Consider the following 16,636-nt stretch of genomic DNA (forward strand, 5'->3'; position numbering starts at 1 on the left):
TCCTGAAACTCGATTGTTCGGTAACGGTGTGACCCCCACCGCCCCGCCGGCGCAAGGCTTCCGACAGGATGTTCGCCAGGCATAAACATCTTGTGAGGGGAACCTGTCCATGAGCTACAACCAGCCGGGTCCGTACGGCGGCCAGCAGCCGCAGCAGCCCGGGCCGTACGGCCAGCCGGGTCCCTACGGCCAGCAGCCGCAGCAGCCCGGTCCGTACGGCGGCCAGCCGCAGCCCGGTTACGGCTACCCGCAGCAGGCCCCGCAGGGTGTCCCGCCGCAGCAGCAGCCGTACGGCTACCCGCAGCCGCAGCAGCCCGGCCCATACGGCCAGCAGCCCCAGTACGGCGGCCCGCAGGGCCCGGGCGGCTACCCGCCGGCCCCGCCGGCCCCGAAGAAGGGCAAGGCCGGCTGGATCATCGGCGCCGTCGCCGTGGTCGCGGCGCTCGGCGTGGGCGCGTACTTCGTGCTGGGCGGCGGGGGCGGCATCGGCGGCTCCTCGGTGGCCGACGACGGCCCACACAAGCTGATCACCCCGGCCACAGTCCTCGGCGAGTACAAGAAGTCCGAGGACAACAGCAAGTCGGACGACGACGACTTCCTGAAGGACGCCGAGAAGAACGGCGTCAAGAACGGCAAGAAGGTCGACGCCGCCTACGAGGTGAAGGACGAGGCCAACCCGCTGGGTGGGAAGCTGCTCCAGTTCGGCGGCGTCTACGGTGAGATCGCCGACCCCGAGGCGGTCGTGGACGGCGTCTTCGCGGGCATGAAGGCGGAGGCATCGAAGGACAAGAAGGGCGAGGCCGAACTCGTCGGCGAGCCGCAGGAGTACAAGCCGGCCGACCTGAGCGGCGCGGTGCTGAAGTGCCAGCAGATGAAGACCAAGCCGGACACCGGGGAAGCGGCGGGCGCCGGCCCGAAGGAGTTCACCATGTCGGTGTGCGTGTGGGCCGACCACAGCACGCTCGGCTTCGTGATCCCGATGGACATGGCCTCGCTGCTGAGCGGCAAGGGCACCCCGCCGGAGGAGGCCGCCGCCACCACCGCCAAGCTCCGCAAGGAAGTTCGCGTCAAGGCGTAAGCTGACGGGTGACACACGAAAGGGGCGCCCCGCCGGTTCGGCGGGGCGCCCCTTCTTCGTGCTTGCGGCTCAGGCGGACTTCTCGTGCCTGCCGTCGGTCTTCACGATGCGCGGAACCAGGGTCGGGTTCACGTTGTTGTGGACGACGTCCGACGTGATGACCACACGGGCCACGTCCTTGCGGGACGGGACCTCGTACATCACCGACTGGAGGACCTCCTCCATGATGGCGCGCAGGCCGCGCGCGCCGGTGCCGCGGAGGATGGCCTGGTCGGCGATGGCCTCCAGGGCCGGGCGGTCGAAGTCCAGCTCCACGCCGTCGAGTTCGAAGAGGCGCTGGTACTGCTTCACCAGCGCGTTGCGGGGCTCGACGAGGATCTTCAGGAGTGCCTCGCGGTCCAGGTTGTGGACCGAGGTGATGACCGGGAGGCGGCCGATGAACTCGGGGATCATCCCGAACTTCACCAGGTCCTCCGGCATGACCTCCTGGAACTGGTCGCTCGCCTCGATCTCCCGCTTCGAGCGGATCGTGGCGCCGAAGCCGATGCCCTTGGCTCCCGCCCGCGACTCGATGATCTTCTCCAGGCCGGCGAAGGCGCCGCCCACGATGAAGAGCACGTTCGTCGTGTCGATCTGGATGAACTCCTGGTGCGGGTGCTTCCGGCCGCCCTGCGGCGGGACGGAGGCCGTGGTGCCTTCCAGGATCTTCAGGAGGGCCTGCTGCACGCCCTCGCCCGAGACATCGCGGGTGATCGACGGGTTTTCGCTCTTACGGGCGACCTTGTCGATCTCGTCGATGTAGATGATCCCGGTCTCGGCCTTCTTGACGTCGTAGTCGGCCGCCTGGATCAGCTTGAGCAGGATGTTCTCGACGTCCTCCCCGACATAGCCCGCCTCCGTCAGCGCGGTGGCGTCGGCGATGGCGAACGGGACGTTCAGCATCCGGGCCAGGGTCTGGGCGAGGAGGGTCTTGCCCGAGCCCGTGGGGCCCAGCAGCAGGATGTTGGACTTCGCCAGCTCGATGGCGTCGTCCCGGCCCTGCGCGCCGCCGTTCTCGCCGGCCTGGACGCGCTTGTAGTGGTTGTACACCGCGACCGACAGGGCCTTCTTGGCCGGCTCCTGGCCGACCACGTAGCCCTCGAGGAACTCGTAGATCTCGCGGGGCTTGGGCAGTTCCTCCCAGCGCACCTCGCTCGTCTCCGCGAGTTCTTCCTCGATGATCTCGTTGCAGAGGTCGATGCACTCGTCGCAGATGTACACACCGGGTCCCGCGATGAGCTTCTTCACCTGCTTCTGGCTCTTTCCGCAGAACGAGCACTTGAGCAGATCGCCGCCATCACCGATGCGTGCCACGAGGTGCTTCCCCTTCGCCTGGGAGCGCTTGGTTCAGCGACTCCTGGTGCCTCATATTCGACGGTACCTTGCCGGGCCCCCCGTTCGGGCCCCCCTTGGCACGGTTGGCATGGGCGGGATTCGGCCATGCCGTCCGCCGTGCCGTCCGCGCCAAGGGAAGGTCGAGCGTCAGGCTGCCGCGGCGGCCGTGCTCTTGCGGGTCGAGACGATCTGGTCGATCAGGCCGTACGCGAGGGCGTCCTCGGCGGTCAGGATCTTGTCGCGCTCGATGTCGTCGCGGATCTTCTCGATCGGCGTCGAGGAGTGCTTGGCCAGCATCTCCTCCAGCTGGCTGCGCATGCGCAGGATCTCGTTGGCCGCGATCTCCAGGTCGGAGAGCTGCTCACGGCCGGTGCCGCCGGAGGGCTGGTGGATCAGCACGCGGGCGTTCGGCAGGGCCATCCGCTTGCCGGGGGTGCCGGCGGCGAGCAGCACGGCCGCGGCGGAGGCCGCCTGGCCCATGCAGACCGTCTGGATGTCCGGCTTCACGAACTGCATCGTGTCGTAGATGGCGGTCAGCGCGGTGAAGGAGCCACCGGGGCTGTTGATGTAGATCGAGATGTCGCGGTCCGGGTCCATCGACTCCAGGCACAGCAGCTGCGCCATGACGTCGTTGGCGGAGGCGTCGTCGATCTGCACGCCGAGGAAGATCACGCGCTCCTCGAAGAGCTTCGCGTACGGGTCGTACTCGCGGATGCCCTGCGAGGTGCGCTCGACGAAGCGGGGCACGACGTAGCGGTTGTCCATCGGCGCGCCGGTGTAGAGGCCGCTCGGGGAGAGGTTGTTCTGCATCTGGGTGTTCACCGTCCTGGTGGCGTTCGGCGGGGGCTGGGGCTCTTCAGCGGTCTACCGGGCTCAGGCGCCCGTGCCGCCGCCGCCGGGAACGCCCGCGGCGTGCGTGATGATGTCGTCGATGAGGCCGTAGTTCTTGGCCTCCTCCGCGGTGAACCAGCGGTCGCGGTCACCGTCGCGGATGATCGCCTCGACGGTCTGGCCGGAGTGCAGCGCGGTGATCTCGGCCATGCGCTTCTTCGTCCGGAGCAGGTACTCGGCCTGGATCTTGATGTCCGAGGCCGTGCCGCCGATGCCGGCCGAGCCCTGGTGCATCAGGACGTCGGTGTTCGGCAGCGCGAAGCGCTTGCCGGCGGTGCCGCCGGTGAGCAGGAACTGGCCCATCGAGGCCGCCATGCCCATACCGATGGTGACGACGTCGTTGGGGATGTACTGCATGGTGTCGTAGATGGCCATGCCGGCCGTCACGGAGCCACCGGGGCTGTTGATGTAGAGGTAGATGTCCTTCTCCGGGTCGGCGGCCAGGAGGAGCATCTGCGCCGTGATCTTGTTGGCGATCTCGTCGTCGACCTGCTGGCCGAGGAAGATGATGCGCTCGCCGAGCAGCCGGTTGTAGACATGGTCGCCGAGGCCACCACCGATGGACGGCTCACCCGCGGCGTAAGGCTTCAGATTCGTCACGTATCCACCTGCTCGTCTCCGACGGCCCCCAGGCCGTCTCAGCGTCTCGTTCTGAGGGCATTGCCCTCGTATTCATGGACCCTAACGCGCAGGTAGGACAACGCCATCCCGGTTCCCGAACTGTTCGCTGGGAGCGCAAGGTAGTTGGCGGCGCATGAACGGGCCGGAGTACGTCCACGGGCCCGGCGCACAGCAGTGCGTCCGGGCCCGTGGCGCGGGGTTCAGCGCGAGGCGCGGGCCTCCCGGTGAGCCTGGTGGGGCTTACTTCTCCTCGGAGACCTCGGCCTCGCCGGTGACGGCCTCGACCGTCTCGGTGGCCTGCTCCTCGTCCTCGTCGGTCAGGTCGACCTCGACGCCGTTGGTGTCGACGACCTTGGCCGACTCGACGACCAGCGCGAGCGCCTTGCCGCGGGCGACCTCGCCGACCAGCATCGGCACCTGGCCGCCCTGGACGACGGCCTGGGCGAACTGGTCGGGGGACATGCCGGAGGAGGCGGCGCGGCGCATGAGGTGCTCGGTGAGCTCCTCCTGGTCCACGTTCAGCTCCTCCTTGGAGACCAGCTCGTCGAGCAGGAACTGGGTCTTGATGCCCTTGACCGCCTGCTCCTTGGTCTCGGCGTCGAACTCCTCGACCGTCTTGCCCTGGAACTCCAGGTACTTCTCGAGGGTCAGACCCATCTGGCCGAGCTGGTGGTGCTCCAGGTTGTGCTTGCGGGTGTTGACCTCCTCCTCGAGCAGCTTCTCGGGGACGGGGATCTCCGCCAGCTCCAGGAGCTTCTCCAGGACGCGCTCCTGGGCCTGGGTGGCCTGGTCGAACTGCTTCATGTTCTCGAGGCGCTTGCGGCTGTCGGCCTTGAGCTCGTCGAGCGTGTCGAACTCCGACGCGAGCTGCGCGAAGTCGTCGTCGAGGCCGGGGAGCTCACGGGCGGCGACGGCGGTGACCTTGACGGTGACCTCGGCGTCCTTGCCCTCGGCGGAGCCGCCCTTCAGCTGCGAGGTGAAGGTGGCCTCGCCGCCGGCCTCGAGGCCGGTGACGGCCTCGTCGATGCCGTCGAGGAGCTCGCCGGAGCCGATGGTGTACGAGACACCGCTGGCGACACCGTCGGGCAGGACCTCGCCGTCGACCTTGGCCTCGAGGTCGATGGTGATGACGTCGCCCTCGGCGGCGGCGCGCTCGACCGGGTTGGTGGAGGCGAAGCGCTCGCGCAGCTGCTCCACCGACTTCTCGATGTCCTCGTCGGTGACCTCGACGGCGTCGACCTCGACCTCGATGCCGGAGTAGTCCGGGATCTCGATGGCCGGGCGGACGTCGACCTCGGCGGTGAAGGCCAGCAGCTCGCCGTCCTTCAGCTCCGTGATGTCGACCTCGGGCTGGCCCAGCGGGTTGACCTCGGCCTCGTTGACCGCCTCGGTGTAGAACTTCGGGAGGGCGTCGTTGACGGCCTCCTCCAGCACCGCACCACGGCCGAACCGCTGGTCGATCACACGCGCGGGGATCTTGCCCTTACGGAAGCCCTTGACCGTGACCTGCTGGTTGATCTTCTTGTACGCCGCGTCGAGGCTGTCCTTGAGCTCCTCGAAGGGCACCTCGACAGTGAGCCGAACCCGAGTCGGGTTCAGGGTCTCCACGGCGCTCTTCACGGTTCGGTCTCCTTGGTGGCTGATTCCTGGTTTCCGGCGGTACCACCAGGGGGCGGTTCCTGCCGATCGGCCCGGTCAGAGAGACACACGGGCACGCAGCTTGCATAGTAACCGCAAGCGGCAGGCGCCCCACAACGTGATCATGGCTGGTCGGGGTGGCGGGATTTGAACCCACGGCCTTCCGCTCCCAAAGCGGACGCGCTACCAAGCTGCGCCACACCCCGTCGGTGCGACACGTAGGGTACATGGACGGGGACGGTGGGACGCCCCCTCTTTTCGAGGGGTGTGCGGGGACCTGCCGGGACCCGCTACGATGCTGTCCGTGCCGCGGCCCTCATGGCCTGCGGCGCCGCGTTTGCGGGCGTAGCTCAATGGTAGAGCCCTAGTCTTCCAAACTAGCTACGCGGGTTCGATTCCCGTCGCCCGCTCCATATGGCCCAGGCCCCGCCGGACACCGTCCGCGGGGCCTGAGTCGTGTCCGCGGCCGTGTGCGCGGGATGCCGGGTGCGGCGCGGGGCACGAGAATGGCGCTGTCCCCTTTGCCCCTGCTTGCCCGTGTCGCACCGGAGGCGTCATGAAGGATCTGAAGTTCGAGCAGAAGCGGTCGCTGTCCCGTCTCGAGGCGGCCGACCAGCTCGCGGCCCTCGCCGACGCGCTGCGGGAAGGCGGGGAGGCCGAGCTCGAGCTGGGCTCAGGAACGCTGAGTCTGCGGATCCCCGACGAGCTCAGCAGCGAGGTGGAGTTCGAGGTCGGCGGCGGCGAGATCGAGCTGGAGATCGAGCTGAAGTGGCAGACGGGTCGCCCGCGCAGGCCCGTCGCAGCGGAGGACGAGGTGGCCGGGAGCGCCGCGAAGCCCGCCCGGAGCCGTAAGGCTGCCTCCGCGAAGAAGACGCCCTCCGCGAGGACCGCGTCGGGCGCCGCCGGCACCGGCGGGAGCCGGCGGGCCAAGCGCTCCGCCGCGAAGCCCGGCTGAGTCCGGTGGGCGGTCGCCGGCTCAGAACTTGATGGAGCTGACCGTCTGCGTTATCGAGTCGAGGAAGCGCTGGATGTCGTCGGCCATGCCCGTGGAGGCAAGGAAGAAGCCGAAGAGCACCGCGACCACGGCCGGGCCGGCCTTGAGGTTTCCGCCGCGGATCAGCACCACCAGGATGATCGCCAAAAGCAGCACCACAGACAGTGAAATGGCCACAACTGATCACACCCTCGGTCGGTCCCGCCTTGCCGCCCGGGAGCGCGCGTCACAGAACACCCCCGCCGCATCTATCGTGCCACCAACTACCTGCCCACCGGGGGCGGGTGGCGAATCGTCGACGTCGAAATCAGGCCGACGTGACGGATTTCGTCTTGATCATTCCTATGGGGCGATCGGTACTACGGGGTGAGACCCAGCAGGGCTCGGACGCGGGCGTACTTGGCCGTGAGGCGGTCGCGGGTCGGGGCGTCGAGTACGGCGAGGCGGTCCGGGTCGGCGTTGTGGGCGAGGTCGGCCTCCTTGACCAGGAGGGCGCCCGGGGTGGCCAGCACGCGGCGGGTGTAGCTCTCCAGGTCCTCGCCGGGGCGCTTGGTGAGGGCGAGGACCATGTCCCTTACCTCCTGCGGAAGGGCGGCCGAGGCCAGCCATGCGGCGGACAGGGCGTCGTCCTCGACCGCGTCGTGCAGCCAGGCCGCCGCGATCTGCCGCTCGCTGCCGCCGCGCAGCCGTACCCCCTCCGCCACGGCCCTCAGGTGCTCCGCGTAGGGGCGGCCCGCCTTGTCCGTCTGGCCCGCGTGGGCGGCGACGGCGAGGGCCTCGATCTCGGCGAGGGTGAGGTACGGGGTGCCGGTCATGGCGGTCAGCGTAGTGCCGCCCCGGCGGCAGGGCGGTGGCCCGTCGGGGCGGGTCAGCCCCGGCGGCTGATGAGCAGGAGGGCCCGGTCGTCGTTGACGTCCTTGGCGCAGGCCTCGATCAGGTGCCAGGCGGCGCCCTCGAAGCCGGCGGCGACATAGCGGTCGGCCTCGCCGGTGAGTCGGTCGATGCCTTCGGCGATGTCGCGCTCGGCGCTCTCGACGAGGCCGTCGGTGAACAGCATCAGGACGTCGCCGGGGCGCAGCGAGCCCTTGACCGGGTGGAACTCGGCGCCGTCGTAGACGCCCAGGAGGGGGCCCTCGGCGGCCTTCTCCTCCCAGCGGCCGCTGCCCGCGTGGAGCTGGAGGGCGGGCAGGTGGCCGGCGGAGAGGAGCTCGTAGTCGCCGGACTCGAGGTCGAGGACGAGGTGGATGGAGGTGGCGAAGCCCTCGTCCCAGTCCTGGCGCAGGAGGTATCCGTTGGCTGCGGGCAGGAAGCCGTGCGGGGGCAGGGAGCCGAGGAGGCCGCCGAAGGCTCCGGAGAGCAGCAGGGCGCGGGAGCCCGCGTCCATGCCCTTGCCGGAGACGTCGGTGAGCAGGACCTCCAGGGTGCGGCCGCCATGGGTGCGGGCGGCGACGACGAAGTCGCCGGAGAAGGACTGGCCGCCGGCCGGGCGCAGCGCCATCTCGCGGTGCCAGCCCTGTGGGAGGCGGGGCAGCGCGCTCTGCACCCGGATGCGTTCGCGCAGGTCGAAGAGCATGGTGCCGCCGCGCCGCCAGGGCACGCCGACCCGGGCCCGGAACTGGGCGATGAGCAGCCCGAAGAGCCCGCAGGCGGCGACGACCAGGACGGTGCCGGGGGTGACCCTGGCCGGGCCCTGGGTGTACGGGCCGAGGACGAGGGACTCGACGATGAGCGCGCCCGCGGCCGCCGCGTACAGGCCGAGGAGGCTGGCGGGGCGCAGCAGCAGCCCGCCGGCGACGATCGGCAGGGCCAGCGCGACGGGCGAGCACCAGACGGGGTTGACGAGGGTGCCGAGGGTGATGGCGGGCACGGTGAGCAGGAGACCGGCGAGCGCGATCCAGTCGGAGCCGTCGCCGCGGAAGTAGTCGACGCCGGATCGGCGCAGCGCGATGCGGGCCCGGTGGGCGCTCTTGCGCATCCGGGCCGCGTACGAGTCCACTCCTCCGCGACGTCCCATTGGCCTGGACCCTATCCACCCGATCGGAGCTCGTGCAGGGGGACCCAGGTGACATTGCATTCGAAATCGGGTCGCGTCGGTCTGCGAAGCGCTGATATCGATGGCATATGACGACTGAACTGCGCGTACTCGACCCGGCCGAGTGGGACGACTGGTTCCGCGTCCTTGAACTCGCGTTCGGGGGCGTTCCCGAGCTCGAGGACGAGCGGACGCTCTGGAAGGACCTGACCGAGCACGAGCGGTTCATCGGCGCGTGGGACGGGGACCGGTGTGTGGGAACGGCGGGGGCGTTCACGTTCCGGCTGTCGGTGCCGGGCGGGGCCCTGGTGCCGGCCGCGGGCGTGACGATGGTGAGCGTGGCGGGTACGCACCGGCGGCGCGGGATCCTCACGTCGATGATGCGGCGCCAGCTGGAGGACGTACGGTCCTGGGGCGAGCCGCTGGCGGTGCTCACCGCCTCGGAGCCGGCGATCTACGGGCGGTTCGGGTACGCCGTGTCGACGTTCACGGCGCGGGCGACGATCGACACGACCCGGGTGGGGCTGCGGGTGCCGGCGGGCACGGACGAGGTGGCGCTGCGGCTCTCCACCCCGTCGGAGGCCCTGGACGCCTGCGAGGCGGTGTACGCGAAGCTGGTCCCCGCCCGGCCCGGAATGCTTCAGCGGCGGCCCGGCTGGGAGCGGCTCGGGCTGCTCGATCCGGCGGAGCACCGGGACGGTGCCTCGCCGCGGCTGTGCGTGCTCGCGCAGCGGGGCGGCGAGGTGGTGGGGTACGCGCACTACGCGATCAAGCCGCAGTGGGAGTTCACCGGCGCGAACGGTTCGGTCGCGGTGCACCAGCTGGCGGGGCTCGACCCGGCGGCGGAGGCGGCCCTGTGGCGGTTCCTGTGCTCGGTGGACCTGACCTCGCGGGTGGAGATCCACAGCCGCCCGGTGGACGACGCGTGGCAGCACCTGGTGACGGACGTCCGGCGCTGCGCGCCGAGCCTGCGGGACTCGCTGCACCTGCGGGTGGTGGAGGTGGGGGCCGCGCTCGAGGCGCGGACGTACCAGGCGCCGGTGGATGTGGTCTTCGAGGTGGAGGACGCGTTCTGCCCGTGGAACGAGGGGCGTTGGCGGCTGACCGGGGACACCAAGGGCGCGGTGTGCGTGCGGACGGAGGATGCGCCGGATCTGGCGCTGTCCGTGCGGGAGTTGGGGGCGGCGTACCTGGGTGGGGTGTCGTTGGTCTCGCTCGCGGCGGCGGGGCGGGTGCGGGAGGTTCGGGAGGGGGCGCTGGTGGAGGCGTCGGTGGCCTTCGGGTCGCCTGTCGCTCCCTGGCTGCCGCACGGGTTCTAGGCGCGGGACAGGCGGGGACGGGCGCCGCCCCGTGGGGCGGCGCGGCCTACGCCTTCTGGCAGCCCGGGCACCAGAAGAGGTTGCGGGCCGCCAGGCCGGCCGTGCGGATCCCGGTGCCGCAGATGTGGCAGGGCTGGTGGGCGCGGCGGTAGACGTAGACCTCGCCCCCGTGGTCGTCGACGCGCGGCGGGCGGCCCATCGCCTCGGGGGTGTGCTCGGGGCGGACGGTGTCGATGCGGTTGAGGCGGACGCCCTCGCGCATCAGCAGCACGAGGTCCGCCCAGATCGCGGTCCACTCCCCCGCCGTCAGGTCCTTGCCCGCCCGGTACGGGTCGATGCCGTGCCGGAAGAGGACCTCGGCCCGGTAGACGTTGCCGACGCCCGCGATGACCTTCTGGTCCATGAGCAGGGCGGCGATGGTCGTGCGGGACTTCGAGATCCGGCGCCAGGCCCGGTCGGGGCCGTCGGTCTCCCGCAGCGGGTCCGGGCCCAGCCGGTCGTGTATCGCCTGCTTCTCGGCGTCGGTGATCAGCGTGCAGGTCGTCGGGCCGCGCAGGTCCACGTACGACTCGGGGTTGGCCAGGCGCAGCCGGACCGTGTCGGTGGGCGGCGGCGCGGGCGCGTCACCGAAGGCGACCTTGCCGAAGAGGCCGAGGTGGATGTGGATCCACTCGTCGCCGGGGAAGCCCAGGAAGAGGTGCTTGCCGTGGGCCTCGGTGACGGCGAGCGCGGTGCCGTCGAGCAGGGCCGCGGAGTCGGCGAACTTGCCCTGGGGGCTGGAGACGCGCACAGGCCGGCCGCCGAACCGTTCCCGGTAGTCGGCGGCCAGCCGGTGGATGGTGTGCCCTTCGGGCATCAGGCGGTGGGCTCCTGCGGGTGGTGGGCCGGGATCGGGGGGAGCTCGCCGGTGGTCTCGTACGCGCTCAGCATGTCGATGCGCCGGGTGTGGCGCTCGTCACCGGAGTACGGGGTGGCCAGGAAGATCTCGACGAACTTGGTCGCCTCTTCCCGGGTGTGCATGCGGCCGCCGATGGAGATCACGTTGGCGTCGTTGTGCTCGCGGCCCAGCGCGGCGGTCTGCTCGCTCCAGGCGAGCGCGGCGCGCACGCCCTTGACCTTGTTCGCGGCGATCTGCTCGCCGTTGCCGGAGCCGCCGATCACGATGCCGAGGCTGTCCGGGTCCGCGGCCGTCTTCTCGGCGGCGCGCAGGCAGAACGGCGGGTAGTCGTCCAGGGCGTCGTAGATGTGGGGACCGCAGTCGACGGGCTCGTGGCCATGGGCCTTCAGCCACTCGACGAGATGGTTCTTGAGTTCGTAGCCGGCATGGTCGGAGCCGAGGTAGACGCGCATGGTCCGAGTGTGGCATGGCGAAGGCGGGGTAGCGGTCAGCGGGGTCGGGACCTTGGTCCCGGACCTTGGCCCCTCTGGTCCGGACCTTATGTCCTGAATCACGATCCGGAATCAGCTCTTCCGTACTCGCCGGTCTCCGGGTTACATGTCAGCGGCTCGTAACCCGAGCAGCCCCCACACCGAAGGAAGCGTTCATGAACACGCAGCCGACCATGGCGAAGGAAGGCGGAGTCACCGGAAACACCGGTGAATCGCAGCCTACCGACGGCGCCAACGGCCTCAAGGCCGGGCTGAAGAACCGCCACCTGTCGATGATCGCCATCGGCGGCGTGATCGGCGCCGGACTCTTCGTCGGTTCCGGCTCCGGAATCGCCGCGGCCGGCCCCGCGATCCTCCTCTCCTACGCGCTGGTCGGCGCGATGGTCGTCTTCGTGATGCGGATGCTCGGCGAGATGGCCGCCGCCCGCCCGTCCTCCGGCTCCTTCTCGGCCTACGCCGACCAGGCGCTCGGCCGCTGGGCCGGCTTCACCATCGGCTGGCTGTACTGGTTCTTCTGGGTCGTCGTGCTCGCGGTCGAGGCGACCGCCGGCGCCAAGATCCTCGAAGGCTGGATCCCGGCCGTGCCGCAGTGGGGCTGGGCGCTCATCGTGATGGTGGTGCTCACCGCGACCAACCTGGGCTCCGTCGCCTCGTACGGCGAGTTCGAGTTCTGGTTCGCCGGCATCAAGGTCGTCGCCATCGCCGCCTTCGTCGTCATCGGCTTCCTCGCCGTCTTCGGCGTGCTGCCGGGCTCGGACAACCCGGGCGCGGGCTTCGCCCACCTCACCGACGCCGGGGGATTCTTCCCGATGGGTGCGGGCGCGATCCTCACCGGTGTGCTGATGGTCGTCTTCTCCTTCATGGGCAGCGAGATCGTCACCCTCGCCGCCGGCGAGTCCGAGAACCCGCAGAAGGCCGTCACCAAGGCCACCAACAGCGTCATCTGGCGGATCGGCGTCTTCTACCTGGGCTCGATCTTCGTCGTCCTCACGCTGCTGCCGTGGAACGACAAGTCGATCACCGAGAAGGGCTCGTACGTCGCCGCCCTCGACTCCATCGGCATCCCGGCCGCCGGCCAGATCATGAACGTGATCGTGCTGACCGCCGTGCTGTCCTGCCTGAACTCGGGCCTCTACACCGCCTCCCGCATGGCCTTCTCGCTCGGCCAGCGCGGTGACGCGCCGAAGGCCTTCGCCAAGACCAACAAGCGGGGCGTGCCGACGGCCGCCATCCTCTCCTCCGTGGTCTTCGGCTTCGTCGCGGTGTTCTTCAACTACAAGTGGCCGGACACCGTCTTCGCCTTCCTGCTGAACTCCTCCGGCGCCGTCGCCCTCTTCGTCTGGCTGGTCATCTGCGTCACCCAGCTGAAGATGCGCGGGATCATCCTGCGCGAGTCGCCCGAGAAGCTGGTCGTGCGCATGTGGCTGTTCCCGTACCTGACCTACGCCACCGCCGCCATGATCGTCTTCGTCCTCGGCTTCATGGTCTACGACGGCGGCAGCAACCGTGAGCAGGTCGTGCTCTCGCTCCTGGTGGCCGCGCTCGTGCTCGCGATCGGGCTCGTGAAGCACCGGCTCGCGAAGTCCTCCGGCCGGCCCGAGCTCGTCGACAAGATCTGAATCCATACCTGACGGAAGCTGTCAGGTATCCGCGAAAGGCTCTCCGCACACCGACCACCTCGGGAACGGAGAGCCTTTCCATGTACGCGTACGCGCCTGGCGACAGCGGCTACGACGAGGAGATCGCCGGCTTCCAGACCGGCTTCACCGTGCGGCCCGCCCGTGTCGTGGCCGCCACAGGACCCGACGACGTCCGCGCCGCCGTCCGCTACGCCGCCGGGCACGGGCTGCCGGTCACCGTGCAGTCCACCGGGCACGGGCTCGGCGGGCCGGTCGACGGCGGGCTGCTGATCACCACCCGGCGGATGGCCGAGGTCGTGATCGACCCGGTGGCCCGCACCGCGCGGGTGGCGGCCGGCGCGCGCTGGGGGGAGGTGGTCAAGGCGGCCGCCCCGCACGGCCTCGCGCCGCTGAACGGCTCCTCGCCCGGGGTCGGCGTGGTCGGCTACCTGCTCGGCGGCGGCCTGGGCATTCTCGGCCGTACGTACGGCTGGGCGGCCGACCACGTCCGTTCGCTCGACCTGGTGACGGCGGACGGCGCCCTGCGCCATGTCACCCGTACGAGCGAACCCGAGCTGTACGGGGCGCTGCTCGGCGGCGGCCACGGGCTCGGGGTGGTCACCGCCGTGGAGGTGGACCTGGTGCCGGTCGCCCGGCTCTACGGCGGGTCGCTCGCCTTCGACGGCGCCGTGGTCGACCCGGCCGAGCTGCTGCGGGCCTACGTCCGGTGGGCCCGGGATCTGCCCAACGCCCTGACCTCCTCGCTCGCCGCCCTGGTCTACCCGGACCTGCCGGTCCTGCCGCCGCACCTGCGCGGCCGGTACGTGCTCTCGGTGCGGGTGGCGTTCACCGGAGACGCCGGGGACACCGCCGGGGGCGAGCGGCTCGTGGCGCCGCTGCGGGCGGTGGGGCCGGCGCTCTCCGACTCGCTGCGGGAACTCCCGTACGCCGAGAGCCACACCATCCACAGCGACCCGGACTTCCCGCACGCCTACTGGGGCGACGGCATCCTGCTCGACGCGGCGGACGAGGACGCGCTCACCCGGGTCCTGGAGCTGACCGGGCCGGGGGCCGGGCGGATGGCGGTGGTGCAGCTCAACCACCTGGGCGGGGCGCTCGCGGCCGGGGGGCCGGGCGCCGTCCCGTATCGCGAGGCGGCCTGGCTGGTGCGCGCGCTGTACCCGCTCGACGCGGACGGCCCGGCGCCGGTCAGGGAGCTCCACGCGCGGGTCGAGGAGGCGCTGGCCCCGCGCACCCTCGGCCGGGCGGTGAACTTCGCCTTCGGGGACGGGGAGCGCCGGGAGGGTCTGTACGACCCGGAGACGCGGAAGAGGCTCGCCGCGGTCAAGTCGGAACTCGACCCGGCGAACCTCTTCGGGGTGCGGTGAGCGATCAGCCCTTGCGGCCGAGGAGCTTCCAGGCGGCCGGCAGGGCGCCCATCGCGAGGGCGGCCTTGAGGGCGTCGCCGATCAGGAACGGGGTGAGGCCGGCGGCGACGGCCTGGCCGAGGGTCATGCCGGTGGCCAGGGCCAGGTACGGCACGCCGACCGCGTAGATGATCGCGGAGCCGAGCGCCATCGTGCCCGCGGTGCGCAGGACCGAACGGTCGGCGCCGCGCCGGGCGAGGGCGCCGACGACGGTGGCGGCGAGCAGCATGCCGAGGATGTAGCCGAAGGACGGCATGGCCCACCCGGAGGTGGCCTGGGCGAACCACGGCAGACCCGCCATGCCGGCGACGGCGTACAGGCCGAGGGAGAGGAAGCCGCGGCGGGCGCCGAGGGCGGTGCCGACGAGCAGGGCGGCGAAGGTCTGGCCGGAGACCGGTACCGGGGAGCCCGGGACGGGCACGGACAACTGCGCGGCGAGGCCGGTCAGCGCGGCGCCGCCGACGACCAGCGCGATGTCGCGGGCGCGGCTCGCGGGGACGAGGTCGGCGAGGACCGTCCCGGAGCGGAGGGAACGGACGGGGGCGACGGCGGTGCTCATCGGTACTCCGCTGGGTGACGGGGGCAGGGGACGGGGCGATCAGGCTCGACCGTATGCCAGGAGTGAACGGTCGATCACCATCAGCCGCCGACAAAGCGGAGCTTGGGCGCTTCGTGGAGATCAAACAAAGGCGGGCTTTCATGCCCCGTGCCACGTGATGCTCGTCACTGGGAACTCCTGCCCGGAGGTCCCTTTTGCGTCAGGAGACGGTCACCGGAGAGACTGTGGGGTCCCCATAAACCGTCCGAGAGCGCGAGCCCCACATGCACGACGCCCCGCCCGCCCCTCAGTCCGCCCTCGCGCCCGGACCGGAGCCCCTGTCCCACGGGCTGAAGCAGCGTCATCTGACGATGCTGGGCCTCGGCGGGGTGATCGGCGCCGGGTTGTTCGTCGGCTCCGGCGCGGGGATCGCGGTCGCCGGGCCCGGCATCGTCGTGTCGTATCTGCTCGCCGGCGCCCTCGCGCTGCTGGTCATGCGGATGCTGGGCGAGATGTCGGCGGCGATGCCGGCCTCTGGCGCCTTCTCGGTGCACGCGGAGCGGGCGCTGGGCCGTTGGGCGGGCTTCTCGGTGGGCTGGCTGTACTGGTTCCTGCTGGTGGTCGTGCTCGCGGTGGAGGCGACCGGCGCGGCGCGGATCGCCAACGGCTGGGTGCCGTGGATCCCGCAGTGGGGCTGGGTGCTCGTCTTCATGCTGGTGTTCACCGCGGCCAATCTGGCGGCGGTGAGGAACTTCGGCGAGTTCGAGTTCTGGTTCGCCGCGCTGAAGGTCGGCGCGATCGTGCTCTTCCTGGGGCTCGGCGTGCTGGCGATCGCGGGCCTGCTGCCCGACACGGATCCGGTCGGCCTGGCGAACCTGACCGGTCAGGGCGGCTTCCTGCCCAACGGCTGGGCGGGGGTCGTCTCCGGGGTGCTGGCCGTGGTGTTCGCCTTCGGCGGTCTGGAGGTCGTCACGATCGCGGCGGCCGAGTCGGACGACCCGGCGCGCAATGTCGCGCGGGCGGTGCGCAGCGCGGTGTGGCGGATCCTCCTCTTCTACGTGGGTTCCATGCTGGTGATCGTGACCCTGCTGCCGTGGACCGCGATGAAGCCGGGGCAGTCCCCGTACGTGGCGGTGCTCGACGCGATCGGGGTGCCGGCGGCCGGCCAGATCATGAACGTGGTGGTGTTCGTGGCGCTGCTGTCGGCGCTGAACGCCAATCTGTACGGCTCCTCGCGGATGGTGTTCTCGCTGGCCGAGCGCGGCGAGGCGCCGAAGGGCCTGCTGAGGGTCGCGGGCGGAGGGGTGCCGCGGCGGGCGGTGCTCGCCTCGGTGGCGTTCGGCTTCGTCTCCGTCCTGCTCAATCTGAAGTGGCCGGATTCCGTCTTCCTCTACATGCTGAACGCGGTCGGCGCGGTCCTGCTGTTCGTGTGGGCGCTGATCGCGGTCTCGCAGCTGCGGCTGCGGCGCCGGATCGAGCGGGAGGCGCCCGGGACGCTGACCCTGCGGATGTGGGGATTCCCGTGGCTGACCTGGGCGGCGCTCGCCGCGATGGCGGCGGTGCTCGTGCTGATGCTCGTGGACGACGACGCGCGGCCGCAGGTGCTGTGGTCGGGCGGGGCGACGGCGGCGGTGCTGCTGGTGGCCTGGGTACGCGAGCTGCGCACACGCCGTACGATCCGGAACTGAATCTTCACCTTGTGTGAAGGTCGTGCCC

At 70.7% G+C, this 16,636-nt stretch carries 16 protein-coding genes and 2 tRNA genes; 7 read left to right on the plus strand and 11 right to left on the minus strand.

The features are described 5' to 3' along the window. Nucleotides 1–109: 109 nt before the first annotated feature. Entirely contained in the window at nucleotides 110–1,078 is a 969-nt protein-coding gene (locus tag ACIGEZ_RS04240; RefSeq protein ID WP_399825427.1) for a hypothetical protein, read from the plus strand. A gap of 69 nt (nucleotides 1,079–1,147) precedes the next feature. On the opposite strand, the gene clpX is transcribed toward ACIGEZ_RS04240, so the two are convergent. The 5 genes from clpX to ACIGEZ_RS04265 form a co-directional block, all read right to left on the minus strand. Beyond that, nucleotides 1,148–2,431 carry an ATP-dependent Clp protease ATP-binding subunit ClpX gene (gene clpX, locus ACIGEZ_RS04245; RefSeq protein WP_399825428.1) on the minus strand — a complete coding sequence of 428 codons (1,284 nt, stop codon included), beginning with the start codon at nucleotides 2,429–2,431 and terminating at the stop codon, nucleotides 1,148–1,150. Nucleotides 2,432–2,599: 168 nt separating this feature from the next. After that, on the minus strand, nucleotides 2,600–3,262 hold the full coding sequence (locus ACIGEZ_RS04250) for an ATP-dependent Clp protease proteolytic subunit (protein ID WP_345488304.1): 663 nt from the start codon (nucleotides 3,260–3,262) through the stop codon (nucleotides 2,600–2,602). A gap of 63 nt (nucleotides 3,263–3,325) precedes the next feature. Continuing rightward, nucleotides 3,326–3,943, minus strand: a complete 618-nt coding sequence (locus tag ACIGEZ_RS04255; RefSeq protein ID WP_399825430.1) for an ATP-dependent Clp protease proteolytic subunit — start codon at nucleotides 3,941–3,943, stop codon at nucleotides 3,326–3,328. A gap of 261 nt (nucleotides 3,944–4,204) precedes the next feature. Beyond that, a complete protein-coding gene (gene tig / locus ACIGEZ_RS04260) occupies nucleotides 4,205–5,584 on the minus strand; it encodes a trigger factor (RefSeq protein WP_399825433.1) in 1,380 nt (459 codons plus the stop codon). Nucleotides 5,585–5,731: 147 nt separating this feature from the next. Then, nucleotides 5,732–5,808: transfer RNA gene (locus tag ACIGEZ_RS04265), tRNA-Pro, on the minus strand. Nucleotides 5,809–5,941: 133 nt separating this feature from the next. Here ACIGEZ_RS04265 and ACIGEZ_RS04270 point away from each other — a divergent pair. Further along, nucleotides 5,942–6,015 (plus strand) — tRNA-Gly (locus ACIGEZ_RS04270). 143 nt (nucleotides 6,016–6,158) lie between these two features. Continuing rightward, nucleotides 6,159–6,557, plus strand: a complete 399-nt coding sequence (locus ACIGEZ_RS04275) for an amphi-Trp domain-containing protein (protein ID WP_399825436.1) — start codon at nucleotides 6,159–6,161, stop codon at nucleotides 6,555–6,557. Between the two features lie 21 nt (nucleotides 6,558–6,578). Here the strand turns inward: ACIGEZ_RS04275 and ACIGEZ_RS04280 are convergent, their stop codons facing one another. The 3 genes from ACIGEZ_RS04280 to ACIGEZ_RS04290 form a co-directional block, all read right to left on the minus strand. After that, nucleotides 6,579–6,773 (minus strand): hypothetical protein, encoded by a 195-nt coding sequence (locus ACIGEZ_RS04280; protein ID WP_147978023.1) that lies wholly within the window; start codon nucleotides 6,771–6,773, stop codon nucleotides 6,579–6,581. Between the two features lie 182 nt (nucleotides 6,774–6,955). After that, nucleotides 6,956–7,411, minus strand: a complete 456-nt coding sequence (locus tag ACIGEZ_RS04285; RefSeq protein ID WP_399825440.1) for an HD domain-containing protein — start codon at nucleotides 7,409–7,411, stop codon at nucleotides 6,956–6,958. A gap of 53 nt (nucleotides 7,412–7,464) precedes the next feature. After that, a complete protein-coding gene (locus ACIGEZ_RS04290) occupies nucleotides 7,465–8,610 on the minus strand; it encodes a PP2C family protein-serine/threonine phosphatase (RefSeq protein ID WP_399825442.1) in 1,146 nt (381 codons plus the stop codon). Nucleotides 8,611–8,717: 107 nt separating this feature from the next. Between ACIGEZ_RS04290 and ACIGEZ_RS04295 the strand changes: the two genes are divergently transcribed. After that, nucleotides 8,718–9,947: a GNAT family N-acetyltransferase gene (locus tag ACIGEZ_RS04295; RefSeq protein WP_399825444.1), complete on the plus strand. Its 1,230-nt coding sequence runs from the start codon at nucleotides 8,718–8,720 to the stop codon at nucleotides 9,945–9,947. Nucleotides 9,948–9,993: 46 nt separating this feature from the next. Here ACIGEZ_RS04295 and ACIGEZ_RS04300 read toward each other — a convergent pair whose 3' ends face one another. Both ACIGEZ_RS04300 and ACIGEZ_RS04305 read right to left on the minus strand, forming a co-directional pair. Then, complete coding sequence (locus ACIGEZ_RS04300) at nucleotides 9,994–10,803, minus strand: Fpg/Nei family DNA glycosylase (RefSeq protein ID WP_399825446.1); 810 nt, start codon at nucleotides 10,801–10,803, stop codon at nucleotides 9,994–9,996. Beyond that, nucleotides 10,803–11,297, minus strand: coding sequence for a ribose-5-phosphate isomerase (locus ACIGEZ_RS04305; protein ID WP_399825449.1), 495 nt, complete (start codon nucleotides 11,295–11,297; stop codon nucleotides 10,803–10,805). Before ACIGEZ_RS04305 ends, ACIGEZ_RS04300 begins: the two co-directional genes overlap by 1 nt. Before the next feature lie 194 nt (nucleotides 11,298–11,491). On the opposite strand from ACIGEZ_RS04305, the gene ACIGEZ_RS04310 reads away from it, so the two are divergent. Next, a complete protein-coding gene (locus ACIGEZ_RS04310) occupies nucleotides 11,492–12,955 on the plus strand; it encodes an amino acid permease (RefSeq protein ID WP_399825452.1) in 1,464 nt (487 codons plus the stop codon). A gap of 80 nt (nucleotides 12,956–13,035) precedes the next feature. Next, the gene (locus ACIGEZ_RS04315) at nucleotides 13,036–14,343 is read left to right on the plus strand and encodes an FAD-binding oxidoreductase (protein WP_399825455.1); all 1,308 of its coding nucleotides are present in this window, start codon (nucleotides 13,036–13,038) and stop codon (nucleotides 14,341–14,343) included. A gap of 4 nt (nucleotides 14,344–14,347) precedes the next feature. On the opposite strand, the gene ACIGEZ_RS04320 is transcribed toward ACIGEZ_RS04315, so the two are convergent. Next, nucleotides 14,348–14,941: a biotin transporter BioY gene (locus tag ACIGEZ_RS04320; protein ID WP_399825458.1), complete on the minus strand. Its 594-nt coding sequence runs from the start codon at nucleotides 14,939–14,941 to the stop codon at nucleotides 14,348–14,350. Between the two features lie 263 nt (nucleotides 14,942–15,204). Between ACIGEZ_RS04320 and ACIGEZ_RS04325 the strand changes: the two genes are divergently transcribed. Beyond that, entirely contained in the window at nucleotides 15,205–16,608 is a 1,404-nt protein-coding gene (locus ACIGEZ_RS04325) for an amino acid permease (RefSeq protein ID WP_399825461.1), read from the plus strand. Nucleotides 16,609–16,636 lie beyond the last annotated feature (28 nt).

The organism is Streptomyces sp. NPDC085481, assembly GCF_044541845.1.
GTDB lineage: Bacteria > Actinomycetota > Actinomycetes > Streptomycetales > Streptomycetaceae > Streptomyces.